Here is a 19,331-nt window from a genome sequence, read left to right on the forward strand (position 1 = left end):
TGGAAGAGTTCTTATCTCCATAGATGCTACCCCTAAAAAAACGCATATAACGGGATATTTAATAAATCTTTGCTATAAATTATAGGGAAAATGTTTGGAAATTAGACCGTTAGTGCGGAACGACGGATAAACGCCCAGATCCCGTCCTTCGACGAAACGGGGCTAAAGACCACCTCGGTCATAAAGCTCGACAAGATCACGACGATAGACAAGTCTCTTATCTACGGCGAGCTGGGGGAGATCGGCGACGATTTAAAGCGGGAGATCAACATAAAGTTCTCTGAGATTTACAGACTGTAACGCGGATCTCAGACCCCGTAGTTGATCTCTGGATTTATAAAACGCCCCCACAGCCGCCCCCGCGCCCTCCCTGCCTTCCTCCTCCCATCTCTCGATCCCGGCGTCCGACCGCCCGGCGGCGCAAAGGCCCGCCAGCTCCTCCCCCAAGCGGCGGCGGTCGGCCTCGGGGGTGGAGAAGGAGATGCGGCGGATCAAGCAGATTCACATTAGATAATTTTCTGAAGACTACTCGGATAATCCTCCCAGTATGAGAAAATTCTAATATTTATAAAATATTTATATTATTTCTTTATGTAGCTTATATCCTTCGATTCCATATCCCATTTAAGCAAATGGTGTCCTTTCTTATCTATATAAAGAAAAGTATTTAGTTTATTTATATCGCATTCTTTTTCTTTTACCCAGCAACCTGTATTAATGAATAATTGATCTTTACCCGTATGCTTATTTTTAATAGAAAATTGACCAGGGTTATGTGTATGCCCGAAGACAATAACATCAGCATCCAAATTTTTCCCTTTGTCATGCTTGTAATAGTTGGTTATTACTTGTTCAACTGATTTATGTTTAATAAATTTTTTAATTATTGTATCCCAGATTCGTGGAAATAGATATGCAGCAATCTTCGGGATAACAGTTACAGCGATAAAAGAAGACGCTAGCATCCAACCAATACCAACAAAGCTCCATATAGGAGTTTTATTGGCTTTTACATAGAAAATTGTTAATACTAAATATAAAATAACAACAATTATGAATATCATCGTCTCCATTCTACTCTTTACTACTCTCTTAGAAAAGGATGAATTTGCTAGATCTTGCAGATAATCTATGGGATCGAATCGATACGAACCATTCATCCCACAGAATTTTCCGAATTTTTCGATCCCTCTACTAATTCTATAGGTTACTTGCCATTTGTCAAATTGATGGCCATGTATGAATATATATTTATTATTATCTCCAATTTCTATGCCTTTAATATCAATTTTCTCGCCATCTTTTTTCTCATTTGAGCTGCGTTCTGGATACGTCCTTTCAAATATCTTAATATAAGTATCTCTATCATGGGGAAATTTGACGCCTTTATTTGGTTTGTCATTATTGCCATTATTTTTGCACATTTTATTTACATTTCCCCAAATATATTTTATATCCCATAAATCTTCATCGTGATTTCCTGTAACATAAATAATATCGCAGTTAAGATTGCATAAAGCTGAAAGCGGCGGCAAGATGCACTCTATAATATAGTTTCTATCAGATCCCGCTGGTTTCCAAAATTCAAGAATATCTCCGAGAAATATGATTGTGCCCGGACTATAAATCTTTTTTGTACTGTCTTTTACCAGACAACCTTCACCTTTTATTTTATTCAGAAAATCTATAAATTCCCTAAAGGCCCTATAATCTGAATCGCAGCTACCCAGATGTACATCAGAGATAACTATGATCGGATCTCTAATTTGCTTCTGATTAGCTGATGCCATAATACCAACATTTTATTGTGAACTCTATTATAAATAATTTTTGGCATGCCTCAATTGAAATGCACTCCTGAATATCTCGAATTTGTGTACGTTCTGAGTGAAATTAATTTATTTTTATCGAATACCCCGCAGCTCTGCTGCGGGGATGAGCATATAACCGAAAAACAATTGCTGTGGTCTCACATTCAAAGATAATTTTATGTAACAGAATTGTTAAACATGATGGGGGGGCGACCTATAAATCAAGATACAAAGGCGGCGGCGCGAATCATGCCCCGCAGCTTGCTGCGGGGTGCGCCGCCGCCAGTTTGACTTATCTACATTAAATCCGATCTCAGCAGTTGTACGGATATCATATACGTCTCCGTTGTAGTCGGAATCTATTTTCAGGTATGGCAGTTCCAAATTAACATATCAAGACTGCGCGATCGTTATCAAGGGCAATCTTGCCAGCCATTCCATCAATTTTGTCCGACCGCCCCCGCGCCTTCCTCCTCCCCCCATCTCTCGATCCCGTCGTCCGTCCCGCCCGGCGCCGCAGCGCCGGGCGGCGCGTGCCACCCGCGAGGCCCCCAGAAGACCCCCCCTCCGCCACCTGACCCAGGACAAAAGAAGATCACGAGAGGCTCCCCGCGACGATCTCGACCTCCTCGGCGGTGAGCCCGTAGAGCCGGTAGACGATCGCATCGATGAGCCGGTCGACCTCCCCGATCCGCAACAAGAGCGGCGCGAGCTTCTCCATCGAGGCCGAGTATTCCCGACGCAGGTCCTCGGAGAAGGCCCGGCGGCCGGGATCACAGGCGAGCTTCCGCTTGTTCTTCTTCAGGACCGCTAGAAGCTCGGAGAACTCGATCTCGTAGTAGGCGAAAACTTTCGTCTTGTTCGAGAGGTCGTCGATCCTGGCGCCACAGAACTCCTCCAGCCACGCGAGAAAGCCCCGGATCTCCTCCTGCTTCTCCTTGTTCATCCGGATCATCTCCTCGGCCAGGTGCGCCAGCAGGTCGCAGACGACGTCGGACCTCTCGCCCTTGGGGACGAACTCGCCCGCAGTGTCCATCGGCAGGCAGCCGTCGACCGCCTCCAGGACTTCATCGAACCGGCCGGCGGCGCAGAGGCCCGATAGCTCCTCCGTCAGCCGGCGGCGGTCGGCCTCGCGACAGACCACCTCTTTTGTCTCCCCGTCGATTCCGCAGCCTTGCATAAATATATTTATATAACTATATCCATCCCGTCGCCCGTTCCCATCGGTTGGCAGCCCGAAAATATGCTCATCCGACGGATGGTCACCGAACGCTATCGATTCAGTCAGATGGCGCTTCTCGCGTCGTCATAAGCCGCCGCGACATCTATAAAAATAAGTCCGATATAAGCCCGCCGCCGGGATTTCCTTGACAATGAAAAGGGCAGAACTTCGCCACTCAAACCGTCAGTCGGCGGCCTACGCTGCTTTCATGGGGAACCGGCACAGTTCTGCCTTCAGCCGCCGCGGCGGAGAGCCACAGATTTTTTGCCACTTCTATCTCCTCCAGGGCTTCCTCTCGGGTCTGCCCAAAAGAAGAACAGCCCGGCAACTCAGGTACTGTAGCGATGTACCCTTCGTCCTCGATACTATAAAAGACGTTTATTTTATACATCGGGCTCGTCCTCGGTGAGGTTGTATCTGTCGATTAAATCTATCAATTGTTTAACTTGATAAGGCTTTGCTTTGCCATTCACGCTCTGGAAGGTCAAAATCTCGTCTAAATCACGCCTCGAATAGACCACGTGACTACCCTTCATGCCTTTGAATTCAAAACCAAAAGCTATCGCGACTTGCAAGAGGTCATTAAAACGCACATCTGTACGGCTTTCCCTCCACCTGTTAATTTGTTTAATCGCTTTGCTCTTTTTCAATCTGACCTGCTCCCTATGCGGCCGACTACAGGCCTCACTACTCATATTTATTTATCGGCCTTCAAGGGCCCTATACTATCTCCCCTCACAGGAGAATGATCACGGGAGGCTCCCCGCGACGATCGCGACCTCCTCGGCGGTGAGCCCGTAGAGCCGATAGACGATGGCATCGATGAGCCGGTCGGTCTCTCCGATCCGCAACAAGAGCGGCGCGAGCTTCTCCACCGACGCCGAATGCTCCCGCCGCAGGTCCTCGCCGAAGGCCCGGCGGCCGGGGTCACAGGCGAGCTTCTTCTTGTTCTTCTTGAGGATCGCGAGAAGCTCGGAGAACTCGATCTCGTAGTAGGCGGAAACCTTCGTCTTGTTCGAGAGGTCGTCGATCCTGGCGCCGATAAAATCCGAGAGCCACGCGAGGAAACCCCGGATCTCCTCCTGCTCCTCCTTGTTCATCCGGATCATCTCCTCGGCTAAGTGTGCCAGCAGGTCGTGGACGACGTCGGACCTCTCGCCCTCGGCGATGAACTCGCCCGAGGCGTCTTTCGGCAGGCAACCGTCGACCGACTCCAGCACCTCCTCGAACCGGCCGGCGGCGCAGAGGCCCGCCAGCTCCTCCGCCAGGCGGCGGCGGTCGGCCTCGGGGGTGGAGAAGGAGATGCGGCGGATGGGGATTTGCTCCAAATATTGTGTAAAAAATCGCAGGTATCCACCACGATATTCAGATAACAAATTTTTATAATAAAAAGTCGAAAGCGATGAATTCAGGAGGCTGAAGAGGTACTTGTTGTTAGATGGTATGATATATGTTGTATTAGCGGAATAATATCCACCTATCCGGTCAAATGCAAAATTACTACGTTGAGATATGTCTGGAAATATGATCTTCGGCCTTTCGAACTCTTCGTAGTAATCACAAGCTCTAAGCTCCCACCAGTAATCGCCTTTATCGTACCGTTTTTGAGCGGCGAGAGAGAATTGCGCCAGATGAGACGCGATTGCTGGGTATCGTTTTTCAAAATAGCTCCAAGGATCATCCGTTTCTGATCTGCTGGAATTAGTCCATCCGTTCGGAACCAGAATCAAGTAATTATCGCTCACCTGAGGCTCATACCTCTTGATATCCCGCCCGGCGAGGAAGGGCTTGATCAGCTCCGCGCTCTTCGGATCTTCGGCTATCAGCCGGGCTCGGGTCTCCCCGTCAATCACGAAGGCCTCGTTGAGGCCGGTCTTGATCCCGTAGTATATCTTGCCGTTGACGTACTCGCCCAGGGGCGTCCCCGCCCGGCGGAGCTTCTCGAGGAGCCTCTGGACAGACTCGTCGACCAGTGACCAGCCGGAGTCGTCTAAGCCTGAAAGGCTGACGGAGTAGGCGTGATCCTCGACGTAATCCTTCAGGCGACCGAAGTCGAGGGACTCTACCTCTGCGGCCCGGAAGCTCGGCCTCGCCTGACCGCCGCAGAGCCGCAGGATGCAGGGGTAGGTCGTCGCCTCCGGGAATACGGGCAGGTCCCCGAAGTCGACGATCTCGTCGATGCACCGCTCCTTTATCCACCGCCGGAGGGGCTCGCCATAGTTCGCCCTCATCCACTTGTTTGCGAGGATGTAGGAGAAGAACCCCTCTTTCTGGAGGAGGCTTGCACCCAGCTCGACGAAGTAGACGTAGAGGTCGGCGACGCCGTGATAAGCCCTGTACTTCTCCGCAAAGTACCCCTTGAACTCCCCGAGCCCCTCCTGGCGGACGTAGGGCGGATTTCCCACCACCGCGTCCCAGCCGGGATTATCCTTGACGGCGCCGCCCGCAAAGAAGACCTCGGGAAACTCCAGCTCCCAGTGAAAGAAGCTCTTCTCCCTGGCCGTCTCCTGGGCGGCCCGGAACCATCCGGGGGAGGTCTTGCGCCGCCACTCGCCCTCGTCGCCGCCGACCGCCCAGAAGAGGTCGTGGTAGACCTGGTCGGCGTCCTTGGTCCCCTGCGGCGTCGCCCTCGCCTCCGCCCCGCCGCCGAAGTAGACGGCGGTATGGACGTTGGCGATAGCTTTCGCCTTGGTGTACTCGGGAAGGCTTCGAAACTCCTCGAAGACCTCCTCCTTCCTCTTGATATCGGAGAGGGAGTCGTCGCCGATCTCCTCCAGTTCCCTTATCTTGCCGATGAGGTGACGGATGAAGAGGGGCGAGACGAAGGAGGGCAGCGTCGCCTGGTCCCTCTCGGCCCCGGCGGCGCCCGGATAGTTCATCAGGTCCGAGAGGCGGGCGCCGACTAGGCTGTTGCCCTGCTTGAGCCGGTGGTCGAGGAAGGAGAGGGGCTTCTCTTTTGCGATGGTGACGAGCCACAGGGAGACCTTGGCAAGCTCGACGGCCAGCTCGTTCAGGTCGACGCCGTAGATCGAGTGGGAGACCGCCTCCCTCTTCGCCCACTCGGATGTGAACTGCCCCTGGTCCTCGACCCACCCCCACTCGATATCCCGCTCTGCGGCCTGGAGGAGCTTTCCTGCCAGGTATTCGACGGCGCCGACGAGGAAGTGGCCCGAGCCCATCGCCGGGTCGAGGACCTTCACCGAGAGGGTCGCCTCGATGAGGCTCTCATTTTTGGAGAGGGCCTCCTTCCACTTTTCATCGACGACCGGCCCCACCGTCTTCTCGACGATGTAGTCGACGATGTAGTCGGGGGTGTAGTAGGAGCCCGTCGCCTTCCTCTCGCCCCGGTCGCCGGTGAGGTATAGCTCGCCGGCCCGCGCCCGGTCAAACTCGGAAAACTCCTCGAAACGTTTCTGCTTCTTCTTGCCGTGGTTGTACTCGGCTAGGCTGAGCCAGCGGCGGTCCTTGCCGCCGGAGACGACGAGATCCTCCCCGGCGATCGCCAGGCTGTACTCTAAAAGCCCCTCGTAGATCGAGCCGAGGTGTCTGATCTCCAGGGTCGAGTAGTCGACAAACCCCTTCCCTGCGCCACCGGCGCCGGCGTCGCCGCCCGCTTCTCCGTCTTCGTCCTTCTTTCTGCCCCCGCCCCTCCCTCCACCGGATGAGCCCGACCCAGACCCAGACCCCGCCTCCGACCGGGAGAGAAGGTCGATCGCCTCGGCGAGATAGGAGTCGCCGACCGTCCACTCCGAGAGGTCCGGGTGCCTCTCGGGATCGAATAGCCCTCCGTTGTAGGCGGGAACGTCGATCAGCCCCCCGATCCCGAGCCTCTCGCTACCCCGGTCGATCAGCCGAAAGAGGTCGGAGAGGTCCGACCACAGCGACCTTTTGATGGGGAGAAAGCCCTGGGCAGCGGGGCCGTCCTGGCGGAGGGCCACCTCCTTTTTGATCCGGTCGAAGCTGTAGGAGGAGGCGTACCTTTCGTCTCTGAGGTCGAGAAGCTCCTTTCCCTCGGCGTAGAGGAGGAAGAGGAAACGGTAGAGGAGGATCATGGTGCTCCTCTGGACCCGGACCCTCGTCTGCGGGTCGCCCGGATCGAGGCGGTTCTCCGGCCAGCGGATGAACCCGTCGGCGAGGACCTTCATCGCCCGGTAGACGTTCTCCTTCAGGTTCTCCCCGATCTCTCTAGCGTAATTGGCCGACCCCCGGAGGACCTCCTCGAGGAATACCTCCCCCCTCTCGTTTGGGAGGAAGGCCTCTTTTCTGAAGAAGTAGTAGAAGTACCGGAAGGCCTCATCGTCGCCTCCGGCGAGGATCGCCGGAAGGTCCACCTCGTAGTAGACGTCCAGGGGCCTCTCCTGCCGGTAGAGCCGCCACCTCTCGCCGTTGGTCAGGATCCCCCAGCCAGGCTCTGTCTCCTGGAGGTAGAGCCAGATCTGAAAGGAGGGGTTACGCCTCTTGTCCTGCCGGTCTCTTCCGAACCTGTCCAGCTCCGTGTCCCATCTCTTCACCTCGCCGATGGCAAAAGCGCCCTTGAAGAAGGAGTCGGTATCCTTATTCGCCTGGGCTCGATCTTGGGCTTCCCGGTCGGGGAAGAAGGCGTAGTCGGGAAACTCCCGGGACCTCGTCGCCCCCTGGACCTCGTACTCCGGAAGGATGACGGCGAAGACCTGCCGCAGGAGCCGCGCCTCCAGCTGCGACTCGCTGAGGCCCCCGACGAAGGCAGCCTCCCGCTGGTAGATCCGCTTCAAATCCAGGAAGGCGGCTTCGTGATCGGACCGGGCCCATTCGGGGGCGGACCTGATCTGGTTATCCAGATAGTGGTTTGAGAAGAGGTTTCTGTTATTGAAGGGTCGCCTCGCCATGGGGATCGGACCTCCTGACGGTCCCAAGGCCGATAAATCTGTCGACGGAAAAATCCCCCGGCGAGATCCCGGTCCGGGGAGAGGGAGGGGAGGGGTTCAGGTGAAGAAGGGGTTCAGAGGCGAGGAGGTCAGGCATATGGTCCTGAGTCACAAGCGGGAGCGGAGGGGTTTCAGGTGAAGAAGGGATTCAGAGGGCGGGGCAGTTCAGATGAAGAAGGGAAGAAGAGGACGAAGAGGACGAAGAAGACGAAGGGCTTCGCAGGGCGGGATCTTCTGGCGGCCAGCGGCCTATCATGGAGCTATTGGTCGAAAAAAAGCTAAAATATGAACGAGGGGCGATGGGCCCGACGCGATTCGAACGCGTGATCCCCGCCGTGTAAGGGCGATGTCATAACCACCTAGACCACGGGCCCACCGGCCCCTCCCTTATCCCTCGTTATATTAGACCCTATCGCTCAGGGCCGCTCTTCCGCGGCCTCTTGCGATGGGGCTTACCGTCACCGCCTCTTCCGGATGTAAAAGCCGGTCATCGTCTCGTCGAGGACCTTCTCGGAGGGCTTCGACGTCGCAAGGCTGACGACGACGATGGCTCCGATGGAGAGGACGAAGCCGAAGAGGCTGAAGTGGACCGGCAGCGGCTGGACGAACTGGTGCCAGTAGCCCGCAAACCCGGCGGCGAGGAGCCCCAGGACCATGGAGAAGATCGCCCCCTCCCTCGTAGCCCGCCTCCAGTAAAGCCCCGCGAGGAGCGGCGCCACATAGCAGGCGAGCATGAGGCCGATCCCCATCCATATCAGCCAGGCAAGAAGGGCGGGGGGGTTCTTCCAGGCGAGGAGGAGGGTGAGAGCCGCCGCCGCCGCCACCGTCATCCTGCTCACCAGGGTGACCATCCGGTCGGGGGCGTCGGGGCGCAGGAACCTCTTGTAGACGTCCCACCCGAAGTACGTCCCGATGGTCAGCATCAGCCGGTCGGTGGTGGACATCACCGCCGCGAGGATGATCACCCCTATGAAGACGCTTATGATGCTGGGGAAGGCGTGCTCAGCCCCCAGGATGAAGACGTAATCCGCGGGGTTTGACACCCCGGAAGGAAGGGAGATCTCTCCTTCTGTCGTAAGGACCCTCCCCGCAAACCCGGTGATCTTTATCAGGTACATTATGACGACGTATATCGAGAACGCTGCGAGGGGCGCCCATTTAAAGTAACGCGCGTCCTTCGCCGCGAATACGTTGTTGATGACGTGGGGGGCGCTGGCGAGGCCGAAGGATAGGAGGAAGAAGAAGGATACCAGGAAGAGGGGCGTGGCGAAGGCGTACCCGGCGTACGGGCCCGCTTCCCCCGGATACCAGGACGGGAACCACGGCTGGACGAAGTTGGGGTCGATCCCGGCGAGGACCTCGTTTATGTAAGAGAGCCCCCCTGCCGAGCTGATCACCATGGGGGCGACGATCAGGACCCCGGCTATCAGCAGGAGCCCCTGGATCAGGTTCGACCAGGCGACGGCGTAAAGCCCCCCCATGATGACGTATGCGCTGACGATGAGTGCCGAGATCAGAAGCGCCGAATGGTACGATATCCCGAAGAGCCAGCTCAATACCATGCTGATGGCCACAAACTGCCCCACCATGTAGATCAGGGAGACGAGGATCCCCGTGATCGCCGAGAGCCCCCGGATCCCGTTCTGGCTGTAGAACCGGTCGGAGAAGTAATCCTGGACCGTCAGGTACCCCCGCTGCGACCCTATGGCGTGGAGCTTCGTTCCGAAGAGGAGGATGCAGACGGCGGCGCTCAGGGGGACGAATACTTGCTCCCAGATCGTCGGCCAGCCGGTGATGTACCCAAGGCCGCTCGTCCCCAGGATCGTCATCCCGCTGCAGATCGAGGCGACGATCAGTATCGTGAAGACCCAGAAGCCCAGGCTCCTGCCCGCCAGGAAGTAATCTTCAGAGGTCTTGACCCTCTTAGAGGCCCAGGCTCCGACGGCCAATAGCCCCAGGAAGTAGACGGCGACGATCGCCGCCATCTCGATGTTGAAATCCAAAACCTTCACCACCTCAGCGCCCAGAATAGGAGCACCAGGATGATCAGCGCCGGCGTGGCGATGACCAGGAAGAATGTATCAAAGGGCAATCCGAACAAATTAACTTCCTCCGCTGAATGTTTGACATCATTGATCGATCTTGTACATATGTGCCGGGGCGGTGAAATGTGCGCGCGATATGGTAACGCGTTTCACCTGCGACGTGATAGCGTGTTGCATTATATCAGGTTTAAATTTAACGTCGGCAAGATCTCAAGGCCGTCGGCCGCGAGGGCGACTTTTATAAGAGATCTCGTCGTGGTATCCCCGGATGAACGAACGGGTCGAGATGGGGCTCTCCGCCGAGGGGCTGCGGCTCAAGGATATCTGCGATTCCGCCGCCGAGGCGGTCTTTGAATCGATAAAGGGGATGGTGGGAGACCCCGCCGGCGGCCGGGTGATGCATATGGGTGCCGACGGCACCCCCACCAAGGAGATCGACGGCCTCGCCGAGGAGGCGGTCTTGGGCACCCTGGAGCGGTCCGGGGTCGGTTTCGCCATCCTCTCCGAAGAGCTGGGGAGAAAGGAGATCGGGAAGAACCCGAGCTACTTCCTCCACCTCGACCCCCTCGACGGGACGTTCAACGCCATCGCAGGCATCCCCTTCTATTCGGTATCGATCTACATCAGCGGACCCACCTCCGGCTTCGGCTACGTCTGTGACCTCGCCCATTCCGTCAGGTTCTACGCTGAGCGGGGTCGGGGGGCCTGGACGGAGATCGGGGGCGAGAGGAGGGGGCTTTCTGTCTCCGCCGCCCCCGCCCTCCACAACTACTCCGTCTCCGCCTACACCCTCCGCCCTCATACGGGAAGGATCGTACCCCTGGGGGACGCCGTCCGGCGGATCAGGACTCTGGGTTCCACGTCTCTGGAGCTATGCCTCGTCGCCGCAGGGAAGCTCGACGGATTCGTCGACCTCCGGGGCGGGCTGCGGCTGGTCGACGTCGCCGCAGGGTCCATCATCGTCGAGGAGGCGGGGGGGGTCGTCACCGACGGACGGGGCGAGAGGATAGCCTTCAACGGCGACATGTGGCAGAAGGCCGAGTTCATAGCGACCAACGGCCTCTTCCATCGAGAGATCCTGGACCTCTTGGGGGGTGGCGACCGTTAGGATCGGTTTCGTATCGAGGGGCGACCCCGAGGCGGTGAAGATGGTCAGAAACCTCGTAGAGAGGTTCCGGTCCAGGGCCGAGATCTTCCTGGAGCCGGAGGTGGCCAAGAAGCTGGGGCTCGCCGAGACGAAGATCGAGGATATGGACGTCGACTTCATAGTCTCCGTTGGGGGGGACGGGACGATCCTGAGGACGATCCGGAGGATGGAAGACCCTAAGCCCGTCCTAGGGATCAATATGGGGACCCTGGGCTTCCTCGTGGACGTCGAGCCTAAGGACGCCGTCAAGACCCTGGAACGGGTGATCTTCGGCTTCGAGGTGATGGAGAGAAGCCGCCTGGCGACCCACCTCAACGGCGTCCCCCTCCCTCCGGCGACCAACGAGATCGCCCTCCTCTCGGCGAGCCCCGCCAAGATGCTGGAGTTTGAGATCACCGTCGACGACTCCCTTCTGGAGGACCTCCGGGCCGACGGCCTCCTCTTTGCCACCTCCACAGGCTCCACCGCCTACGCCATGTCCGCCGGGGGCCCCATAGTCGATCCGAGGTTGGACGCCATCGTCCTCGTCCCCCTCGCCCCCTTCAAGCTCTCGGCCCGCCCTTGGGTCCTCCCCGCAGAGTCGGTGATAAGGGTCGATCTGGAGCTCCCCGAGAAGCAGGCCCTCGTCGTCATCGACGGCCAGAACGTCGCCACCATCTCCAAGAGAGATCATCTCACCATCAGCAGGGCCGAGAAGCCCGCCCGGTTCGTCAAGGCCCGGGAGGGGGGCTTCTATGAGAAGGTGAAGAGCAAGCTCGCCTGAGCCTGATGGCCCCAGCCTTCCCATAATCATCTTCATTCGGGAGAAGAGTTCTGAGGGATGTGGCTGCGATGACGGGCTTCATCGCCCAGCGGTGAAAGCGTGCCCTCCAGGGTCTGCAAGGCCGGGAGATCCTCTCGCCATTTTGATCTATACCGTCTCTCTTCTCTGGGGATGGGTTCATAAGAGATCTGCCCTGTAACTGGAGCCCTGATTATGATCTGCCAAAGGTGCGGCTTCTGCTGCCATCGCCTCGATGTGATGATAATAAACCCCAGATCGATAGGGCCAGATGGGACCATCGACCTCCAGGACCGAAACTCCATGATCAGAAAGCCCATGGGCGAAAAATGCCCCCATCTCGCATATCTCGGGGATCTCGCCGTATGCACCATCCACGACCTACCCTGCTACCGGGGGACCCCTTGCGATCGGTTCGACCAGCCGGGTCCTGAGGACTGCGTCTGCACCGTCTCGGGATACTTCAGAGCCTCAGGGTCGGCGATAGATATTAGCCGCCTTTGATCCCCTGGGGTCCTCTCATCCTCTGGGAACCCTTTCATCTGCCAGGGACGGGGGGGGGACCCTCATCCTAAAAGAGGATTATCGCGATGAGCCCCACGGCGATGATGGGGACGAATATCATGGCGACCCGGACCCCGAACTCCTTTGAGCCCAGGATGAAGGTTATGAGGAGCTTCACCAGGGTGTTGGTGATGGCGGCGAGGGTTATCGCCGCCACCGCTACCCCCTCATCCAGCTGGGATGTCCTGGCGAGGGTGGCAAGAGAGAGGGTTATGGCATCGACGTCCGCCAGCCCCGCCACGAGGCTCGCGGCGTAGGTTCCGGCGTCGCCAAAGCCGATGCTGGCGAGCTTTGATACCAGGAGGACGAAGGCGAAGAAGGCCCCGAACTTGAGGGCGGGGGTGAGCCTGAAGGGGTCGGAGAGGTTGACATCCGTCTCTATCGTCTCTCCCTTCCGATAGAGGAGGAGGGCCATGAACACCCCGACGGCGGTCATGCTGATCATGGGGGCGAGGAGGGGGACGAAGAGATCTCTATTGACGACGAAGACCTCCAGGAGGATCCGGGGGAACATGGTGCAGCTGGCGATGGTGACGGCGAAGACCGCCGAGGGGACGACCTCTCGGTGAGCCCTCGCCTCCGCCGCCATGGTGGTGGCGACGGCGGTGCTGGAGACGAGCCCCCCCAGGGCGCCGGTGATCGATAGCCCCCTCTCCGTCCCGAAGATCCTGATCATGACGTAGCCGACGTATCCTATGAGGCTGACGAGGACGACCATCATCCAGATGTTCCGGGGGTTCAATACCTCGAAGGGGTCTATGGGGACGTTGGGGAGGAGGGGGAGGATCACGAGGGCTATCGTCCCCATCTTCAGGGTGTCCAGTAGCTCCTCCTCCTTGATCTTCTCGACGTACCTGTGAGCCGTCTTCTTAGCCGCCAGGATCGCCGTCCCCAGGATGGCGAGGGCGATGGCGAGCATCACCGTCTCGGGGGAGTGGCAGAGGGCTCCGAGGATGAAGGCTATCACCGCCGCCACCTCCGATGTGAAGTCGAGCCTCCCCAGGTTCGTCGCGCTGGCGGCGTAGCCGATCGCCACCATGAGGGCGAAGCTGGCGATGGCGACGATCATGAAGCCGCTGCCGTAAAGAGCCGCCATCTGGGCGGAGAGGGTGCCCAACACCGAGATCAGTATGAAGGTCCGGAGTCCCGCCACACCGCGCTTCTTCTTCTCCAGGAGGTCCCGCTCCCGCTCGGTCCCGATGAGGGCTCCTATCAGGATCGATATGAGGAAGGGGTAGAGGTCGCTGAAGGCAATCCCCTCCAGGTTCAGATAGCCGAAGTCCATCGCTACATCCTAACCCCTATCGGCTAATAATTTTTTCCATGAAGCCCCAGGAGGAGGAACCGACCGGTAAAATCCTCTCCAGCCCGGCATATCCTCGCCGCCGACCCGCCCCCCCATTTCATCATCGTCCCGACGTCTTCCCATTCCATCATCGTCCCGACGTCTTCCCATTCCATCATCGTCCCGACGTACCGCCGCCAGAGCGTCAGGTTATTGATCGTTGAAGGGGATGGAAGGGTAGGATGCCATCGATCGATCCCAAAATGGAGTCTTCTACAGAGCCGCGGGAGATGACCCTCCACCGCCTCCGAAGGTGCATAGCCCTTCTGGAGAGGGTCTACGGGGTCCCCAAGAGGCGGGGGCTCGGTCCCGTAGACATTCTCGTCCAGACGATCCTATCCCAGAACACCACCTCGGCTAACACCCACCGGGCCTTCGAGAGCCTCAAGAGAAGATACCCCGACTATCAGGCGCTCCTGGACGCCCCCGACGAGGATGTCGCCCGATCGATAAGGTGCGGGGGGCTCGCCGCGATCAAGGCCCGGAGGATCAAAGAGGCGCTGGAGATGATAAGGGGGCGGAAAGTCGGTGACGATGTGGCGAAGGGGGGTCAGAAGGCCGATTCCGGGGATGGCGCAGGACCAGGAAGGCCAGTAGGTGCAGGTGGACCAGGAGGATCGGGAGGGGCGGCCGGGAGGATCGACCTCGACTTCCTGAAGGACCTCGACCCAAAGGCGGCGCGAGATTACCTCCTCGCCCTCCCGGGGGTGGGGCCGAAGACCGCCGCCGTAGTCCTCCTCTTCGGCTTCAATATGCCCCTCATCCCGGTGGACACCCACGTCAACCGCCTCTCCAGAAGGCTCGGCTTCGTTCCGGAGGCGGCGTCCATCGGGGAGGCGGAGGAGATCCTGGAGGCGATGACGCCGGTAGACAAGTACTGCTCCTTTCACGTCAACCTCATCAGGCACGGCAGGGCGGTCTGCAAGGCCCGGTCTCCCGCTTGCGCCGGCTGCGTCCTCGGGGAGATATGCCCCAGCGCCGGCATAGGGGGGCAAAAGGGTTAAATGGTATAACGCCAACCGAAGGGCACCTCAAAGGGAGGGGCACCGGCGCTCCGGTAGTGTAGCTCGGCCAATCATGCGGGACTCTCACTCCCGCGACTGGGGTTCAAATCCCCACCGGAGCATTTCTCATTTCTCTTATCATAACTTTGTCATGTACAATTGATCCTCGCCATCTCCTGCAGCTGCTCCGGGATCGTCTCCCTCAAGCTGCAAAAGATCGACTGCCTACGAACCTCCATGGCCTGGGGCCGGGTGGCGGCGGAACCTTCATCATAAATAGCTAATCTGATTTAAACAAGGACCATAAAAGATAGACGGATGCCTTCTGCCGTCCCAGCGACTTCTTTCCGTCGTCCTACCAGCGGGGCTAATCCCTGAGGAGATTGATATCATGAACTTCCAGCGTTCGCCCGAAGATGGGGAAAAACGGTATTTTGTTCCCGAAAGCTGAGTATCACTCTATTTCTAGATAGTGCCCAATCTTGGCGGATTCTGTGTTATGGAACATCGGATAGATTGTCTTATTTGCATACGATCTGGGAAAGTTTCATAAACAATGACCAGATCAGTTAAACCCTTGAGAAATTGAGTGTAATATTAAACAGAATTTATTAAGGCGACCGTGATGAGATGGCCGGGGCGGATCTTTCGATGGAGGACCTCTATAAACGCTCCCTGGAAAGCCCCATGGGGGGGTTGAAGAATCAGAGGGTTACGGCGATAGCGGGAGCCCTCCTCCGGCGCGCCTCCTTCTTCACCAACTACGCCATCGCCTTCGCCCTCATCCTCGTCCTCAACTTCACCCTCCCCAGGTTGATGCCCGGAGACCCCTTCCAGGCGATATACGGCGAGGAGGCGCTCCTGGCCATGACCCCCCAGCTTAAGGCACAGCTCGTCGAGAGGCTCGCCCTCGACCAGTCGATGGGCCAGCAGTTTGTGGCGTACATCCTGGCCCTCGCGGGAGGCGACCTGGGCCACTCCTACTACTACAACCAGCCGGTCCTCGCGGTGATACTGGACTTCCTCCCCTGGACCCTCCTCTTGACGGGGTCGGCCCTCGTTCTATCCACCCTTCTGGGCCTCTTTCTGGGGGTCGAGTCCGGCTACCGTCGGGGTAGGCGCCTCGACAAGGCCCTCCTCGCAGGCCTCATGTTCCTCAACGGCTTTCCCGACTTCTTCATGGGGATCGTCCTCCTCCTGGTCTTCGGGGTGGTCTTGGGGCTCATCCCCTTATCCGGGGCCCTCACCCCTTACAGCGGCCTATCGGGTCTCCCCCTCGCCCTCGACATCCTCCACCACCTCCTGGCGCCCCTGGCGGCCCTCGTCCTGGTGAGGGTCACCTCGGCTTACCTTCTCACCAGAAATACCATGATCACCACCCTCAAGGAGAACTTCATACTCGCCGCCAAGGCGAAGGGCTGCTCCGAGGGACAAATCAAGTACAGACACGCGGGGAGAAACTCCCTCCTCCCGGTGGTGACGGCCACAGGCCTCTCGATCCCCCAGATGGTCACAGGAGCCCTCTTCGTCGAGATCGTATTCTCCTATCCCGGCGTCGGATCGCTCCTCTATAACTCCCTGCTCACCAGGGACTACCCCCTCATCCAGGGGATACTTCTGATGGTGACAGTCGTCGTTCTGGTGGGAAACCTCCTGGTAGACCTCCTCTATTCAAGGCTGGATCCGAGGGTGAGCCATGCACGTTAGCGTCTGGCGCGAGGTCGCAGGGAGCAACCTCGGAAGGGCGGGGCTCCTTCTCATCGGGGCGATGGTCCTCCTCGCCATCTTCGCCCCCATCCTCACCCCTTATGCTCCACGAGAGAATACCAGCACCCCAGCCTTCAGCCGCCCCTCGGAGGATCACTGGCTGGGGACTAACGACGCCCGTCAGGACATCTGGACCCAGCTCCTCTACGGCGCCAGAACCTCACTATCCGTCGCCTTCGGGGTCGCCCTCCTCTCGGGCTTCATCAGCGTCCTCATAGGGGGGACGGCGGCGATCTTCGGCGGCCTATACGACCGGTTCTGGATGAGGGTCGTCGACGCCACCGTGGCCATCCCCGACGTCATCGTCATAATCCTGGTGGCGGCGTACCTGCGGCCGAACGTTTTTTTTATGATCCTCCTCCTATCCGCCCTCTCCTGGCCCGGGGGGGCGAGGGTGATCAGGGCCCAGACCCTCACCCTCAAAGAGAGGATGCACGTCTCCGCCTCCAGGACCTTCGGGGCCGGACCGTCTCACATCCTCTTGCACCACATCATCCCCGACCTGGGACCCGTCCTGGTGGCGACGATGATCCAGGACGCCAGGAGGGCGGTCTTCATGGAGGCCGGTCTATCGTTCCTCGGGATATCCGACCCCTCGATGATGAGCTGGGGAAAGATGATGCAGTACGCCAGGGTCTTCACATACCTGGAGGTCTGGAAGTGGTGGCTCCTCCCTACGGGGATCGCCCTATCCATCACCCTCATAGGCCTCAGTTTCATCGGCTTCGCCCTGGAGTCGGCCCTGGACCCGAGGCTTCGAGAGAGGGAGAAGGGGCATGATGGAGGGATCTGACGATGTTTGAAATCTCTGACCTGAAGGCGTCTTATGAAGGCGCCGAGATCCTCGCAGGGATCGACCTCGACCTTTCCCGGGGCGACTCCATCGCCATCATAGGGGAGTCGGGGGCCGGAAAAACCACCCTGGGCCTCGCCCTGATGGGTCTATTGGACGGGAAGGTCACGGGGAGGGTCCTCCTGGATGGGGTGGATATCACGGCCCTCGACGACCGGGAGCGGCGGAAGATGCGGGGGAGGGATATGGCCATGGTCTTTCAGAACGTCGAGGACGCCCTCGACCCCCTGATGACCGTCTCCGACCAGATCGGTGAAGCGATCTCTGCCCACCGGGATCGAAGGCACCCCGGCGACATCGGGGGCCGGATCGGTCGCCTCCTGGGATCCGTGGGACTGGAAGATTTGAAGGGCGGGTCATACCCCCACCAGCTGAGCGGTGGGGAGAAGCAGAGGGCCCTCATCGCCATGGCTCTCGCAAACGATCCTCAGGTCCTGATCCTCGACGAGCCGACGGCTTCCCTGGACGCCGTTACGAAGGCGGAGATCACAAAGCTCCTGCTGGAGAGGATGGTGGGGAAGGTCAGCCTCGTCATAACCCACGACCTGTCTGCCGCTGCGAGGCTGACGGAGAGGATGGCGGTCCTCTACGCCGGGAGGATCGTCGAGATCGGCGATACCTGCGACCTTCTGGAGAACCCCCGCCACCCCTACACCCGGGGGCTCATCAGGTCGTCACCCAACATGACCACCACAAAGGACCTCCAGGGGATACCGGGGAGGATGGTCCACGGCGTCTGCGGCTGCCCCTTCAGCGAGAGGTGCACCCAGAGGATCGATATATGCAATAAGGAGGTACCCCCTCTTTTGGGGGTCGGCGACAGATCTATCGCCTGCCACCGGGGCGGGATCGTCCCCCTCCTGGAGCTCTCGAAAATTAAAACGAAGTTCGGGAAGTTCGTCGCCGTCGACGGCGTCGACCTCACCCTCTACGAGGGGGAGACGATCGCCCTCGTCGGCGAGAGCGGCTCCGGCAAGACGACCCTCGCCAAGACCGTCATCGGCCTCTTCAGTCACCAGGAGGGGGAGATCCGGCTGGAGGGGACCCCCCTGGTCAGGAGGGACCGGGATTTCTACAGAAAGGTCCAGATGATCTACCAGAACCCCAAGGAGTCCATCAGCCACCGGATGGACGTCTTCGATGCCGTCAGCGAGCCCCTGGCGATCCAGAAGGCGGGCAGCTCCGCGGAGAGGGTCGCCCTCGTCAAACGAGTCCTCGAGGAGGTGGAGCTATCCTCCGACGACGCCTTCTTGGGAAAGTACCCCCACCAGATCAGCGGCGGCGAGGCCCAGAGGGTGGCGATCGCCAGAGCCCTCGTCCTCAACCCCAAGCTCCTCATCGCCGACGAGCCGACCTCGGCCCTGGACGCCTCCGTCCAGGCGAAGATCCTCAAGCTCCTCTTGAACCTCCAGGAGAAGAGGGGGCTTGCCATCCTCTTCATAACCCACGACATCGCCCTCGCAAGGAAGGTGAGCGACAGGATGGCGGTGATGCTCGATGGAAAGATCGTCGAGGAGGGGCCGACGAGCGAGGTAACGTCGAGCCCCGTCCACCCCTACACCATGAGGCTTCTGGAGGTCGCCCCCGACCTGGCCCCTGCGAAGGAGGAGAGAGGGACGAGGGGGGGCGGAGGCGGGGCCTGGGCCATTTCGGAGCCGCTCCTCCCCCTCCGGGCTAGGGAGCTTTGATCCGAAAACCTCCAAGGACCCAAAAATCCCCAAGGACCCAACGAGCCTGAAGATCCCAAAAACCCCAAACGCCGTGAACTACCCTACCCTAAAGGGTAGGGCTTCCCACTTCATCGCCAAGACTTGCATCACAGAAACGTGATGTAGAGGTTTTGACTCTATGGGCGCTACGGGCTGTTCCATCCCTGTGGAGAGAATGT

At 58.6% G+C, this 19,331-nt stretch carries 18 protein-coding genes and 2 tRNA genes; 12 read left to right on the forward strand and 8 right to left on the reverse strand.

Annotated features, from left to right (window positions below; all coding sequences use genetic code 11):
* The first annotated feature begins 126 nt into the window (after positions 1–126).
* Both P0O24_RS12560 and P0O24_RS10515 read left to right on the forward strand, forming a co-directional pair.
* Positions 127–300 (forward strand): type II toxin-antitoxin system PemK/MazF family toxin, encoded by a 174-nt coding sequence (locus P0O24_RS12560; protein ID WP_394356771.1) that lies wholly within the window; start codon positions 127–129, stop codon positions 298–300.
* Between the two features lie 21 nt (positions 301–321).
* Complete coding sequence (locus P0O24_RS10515) at positions 322–510, forward strand: hypothetical protein (RefSeq protein WP_316969711.1); 189 nt, start codon at positions 322–324, stop codon at positions 508–510.
* Positions 511–581: 71 nt separating this feature from the next.
* Here the strand turns inward: P0O24_RS10515 and P0O24_RS10520 are convergent, their stop codons facing one another.
* The 4 genes from P0O24_RS10520 to P0O24_RS10535 all read right to left on the reverse strand — a co-directional run bounded on the left by P0O24_RS10520 (position 582) and on the right by P0O24_RS10535 (position 7,898).
* Entirely contained in the window at positions 582–1,790 is a 1,209-nt protein-coding gene (locus P0O24_RS10520) for a metallophosphoesterase (RefSeq protein WP_316969712.1), read from the reverse strand.
* 616 nt (positions 1,791–2,406) lie between these two features.
* Positions 2,407–2,991 (reverse strand): hypothetical protein, encoded by a 585-nt coding sequence (locus P0O24_RS10525; protein WP_316969713.1) that lies wholly within the window; start codon positions 2,989–2,991, stop codon positions 2,407–2,409.
* Positions 2,992–3,208: 217 nt separating this feature from the next.
* The gene (locus P0O24_RS10530; protein ID WP_316969714.1) at positions 3,209–3,424 is read right to left on the reverse strand and encodes a type II toxin-antitoxin system HicB family antitoxin; all 216 of its coding nucleotides are present in this window, start codon (positions 3,422–3,424) and stop codon (positions 3,209–3,211) included.
* Positions 3,425–3,782: 358 nt separating this feature from the next.
* Positions 3,783–7,898: an Eco57I restriction-modification methylase domain-containing protein gene (locus tag P0O24_RS10535; protein ID WP_316969715.1), complete on the reverse strand. Its 4,116-nt coding sequence runs from the start codon at positions 7,896–7,898 to the stop codon at positions 3,783–3,785.
* On the opposite strand from P0O24_RS10535, the gene P0O24_RS10540 reads away from it, so the two are divergent.
* Together P0O24_RS10540 and P0O24_RS10545 are read left to right on the forward strand one after the other, a co-directional pair.
* Positions 7,879–8,076 carry a hypothetical protein gene (locus P0O24_RS10540; RefSeq protein WP_316969716.1) on the forward strand — a complete coding sequence of 66 codons (198 nt, stop codon included), beginning with the start codon at positions 7,879–7,881 and terminating at the stop codon, positions 8,074–8,076. The two genes, P0O24_RS10535 and P0O24_RS10540, sit on opposite strands and share 20 nt — an antisense overlap.
* A complete protein-coding gene (locus P0O24_RS10545; protein ID WP_316969717.1) occupies positions 8,073–8,219 on the forward strand; it encodes a hypothetical protein in 147 nt (48 codons plus the stop codon). Before P0O24_RS10540 ends, P0O24_RS10545 begins: the two co-directional genes overlap by 4 nt.
* A gap of 18 nt (positions 8,220–8,237) precedes the next feature.
* On the opposite strand, the gene P0O24_RS10550 is transcribed toward P0O24_RS10545, so the two are convergent.
* Positions 8,238–8,311 (reverse strand) — tRNA-Val (locus P0O24_RS10550).
* A gap of 84 nt (positions 8,312–8,395) precedes the next feature.
* Positions 8,396–9,922 carry a sodium:solute symporter family protein gene (locus P0O24_RS10555; protein WP_394356772.1) on the reverse strand — a complete coding sequence of 509 codons (1,527 nt, stop codon included), beginning with the start codon at positions 9,920–9,922 and terminating at the stop codon, positions 8,396–8,398.
* A 328-nt stretch (positions 9,923–10,250) separates the two neighbouring features.
* Between P0O24_RS10555 and P0O24_RS10560 the strand changes: the two genes are divergently transcribed.
* The 3 genes from P0O24_RS10560 (at position 10,251) to P0O24_RS10570 (ending at position 12,414) form a co-directional block, all read left to right on the forward strand.
* A complete protein-coding gene (locus P0O24_RS10560; RefSeq protein WP_316969719.1) occupies positions 10,251–11,090 on the forward strand; it encodes a bifunctional fructose-bisphosphatase/inositol-phosphate phosphatase in 840 nt (279 codons plus the stop codon).
* Complete coding sequence (locus P0O24_RS10565; RefSeq protein WP_316969720.1) at positions 11,077–11,892, forward strand: NAD(+)/NADH kinase; 816 nt, start codon at positions 11,077–11,079, stop codon at positions 11,890–11,892. The genes P0O24_RS10560 and P0O24_RS10565 overlap by 14 nt, the downstream gene beginning before the upstream one ends.
* A 213-nt stretch (positions 11,893–12,105) precedes the next feature.
* On the forward strand, positions 12,106–12,414 hold the full coding sequence (locus P0O24_RS10570; RefSeq protein ID WP_316969721.1) for a hypothetical protein: 309 nt from the start codon (positions 12,106–12,108) through the stop codon (positions 12,412–12,414).
* 67 nt (positions 12,415–12,481) lie between these two features.
* Here P0O24_RS10570 and P0O24_RS10575 read toward each other — a convergent pair whose 3' ends face one another.
* Together P0O24_RS10575 and P0O24_RS10580 are read right to left on the reverse strand one after the other, a co-directional pair.
* A complete protein-coding gene (locus P0O24_RS10575) occupies positions 12,482–13,759 on the reverse strand; it encodes an MgtC/SapB family protein (RefSeq protein ID WP_316969722.1) in 1,278 nt (425 codons plus the stop codon).
* Positions 13,760–13,782: 23 nt separating this feature from the next.
* Positions 13,783–13,938 (reverse strand): hypothetical protein, encoded by a 156-nt coding sequence (locus P0O24_RS10580; protein ID WP_316969723.1) that lies wholly within the window; start codon positions 13,936–13,938, stop codon positions 13,783–13,785.
* A gap of 63 nt (positions 13,939–14,001) precedes the next feature.
* Here P0O24_RS10580 and P0O24_RS10585 point away from each other — a divergent pair, with 63 nt between their 5' ends.
* From P0O24_RS10585 to P0O24_RS10605, 5 genes are all read left to right on the forward strand, one after another.
* On the forward strand, positions 14,002–14,823 hold the full coding sequence (locus P0O24_RS10585; protein WP_316969724.1) for an endonuclease III domain-containing protein: 822 nt from the start codon (positions 14,002–14,004) through the stop codon (positions 14,821–14,823).
* Positions 14,824–14,870: 47 nt separating this feature from the next.
* A tRNA-Glu gene (locus P0O24_RS10590) sits at positions 14,871–14,945 on the forward strand.
* A 508-nt stretch (positions 14,946–15,453) separates the two neighbouring features.
* A complete protein-coding gene (locus P0O24_RS10595) occupies positions 15,454–16,530 on the forward strand; it encodes an ABC transporter permease (protein ID WP_316969725.1) in 1,077 nt (358 codons plus the stop codon).
* Positions 16,520–17,383, forward strand: a complete 864-nt coding sequence (locus tag P0O24_RS10600) for an ABC transporter permease (RefSeq protein WP_316969726.1) — start codon at positions 16,520–16,522, stop codon at positions 17,381–17,383. Before P0O24_RS10595 ends, P0O24_RS10600 begins: the two co-directional genes overlap by 11 nt.
* 2 nt (positions 17,384–17,385) lie before the next feature.
* Positions 17,386–19,131 (forward strand): ABC transporter ATP-binding protein, encoded by a 1,746-nt coding sequence (locus P0O24_RS10605; RefSeq protein ID WP_316969727.1) that lies wholly within the window; start codon positions 17,386–17,388, stop codon positions 19,129–19,131.
* The last annotated feature ends 200 nt before the right edge of the window (positions 19,132–19,331 follow it).

This window comes from Candidatus Methanocrinis alkalitolerans (genome assembly GCF_029167205.1).
Classification (GTDB): domain Archaea; phylum Halobacteriota; class Methanosarcinia; order Methanotrichales; family Methanotrichaceae; genus Methanocrinis; species Methanocrinis alkalitolerans.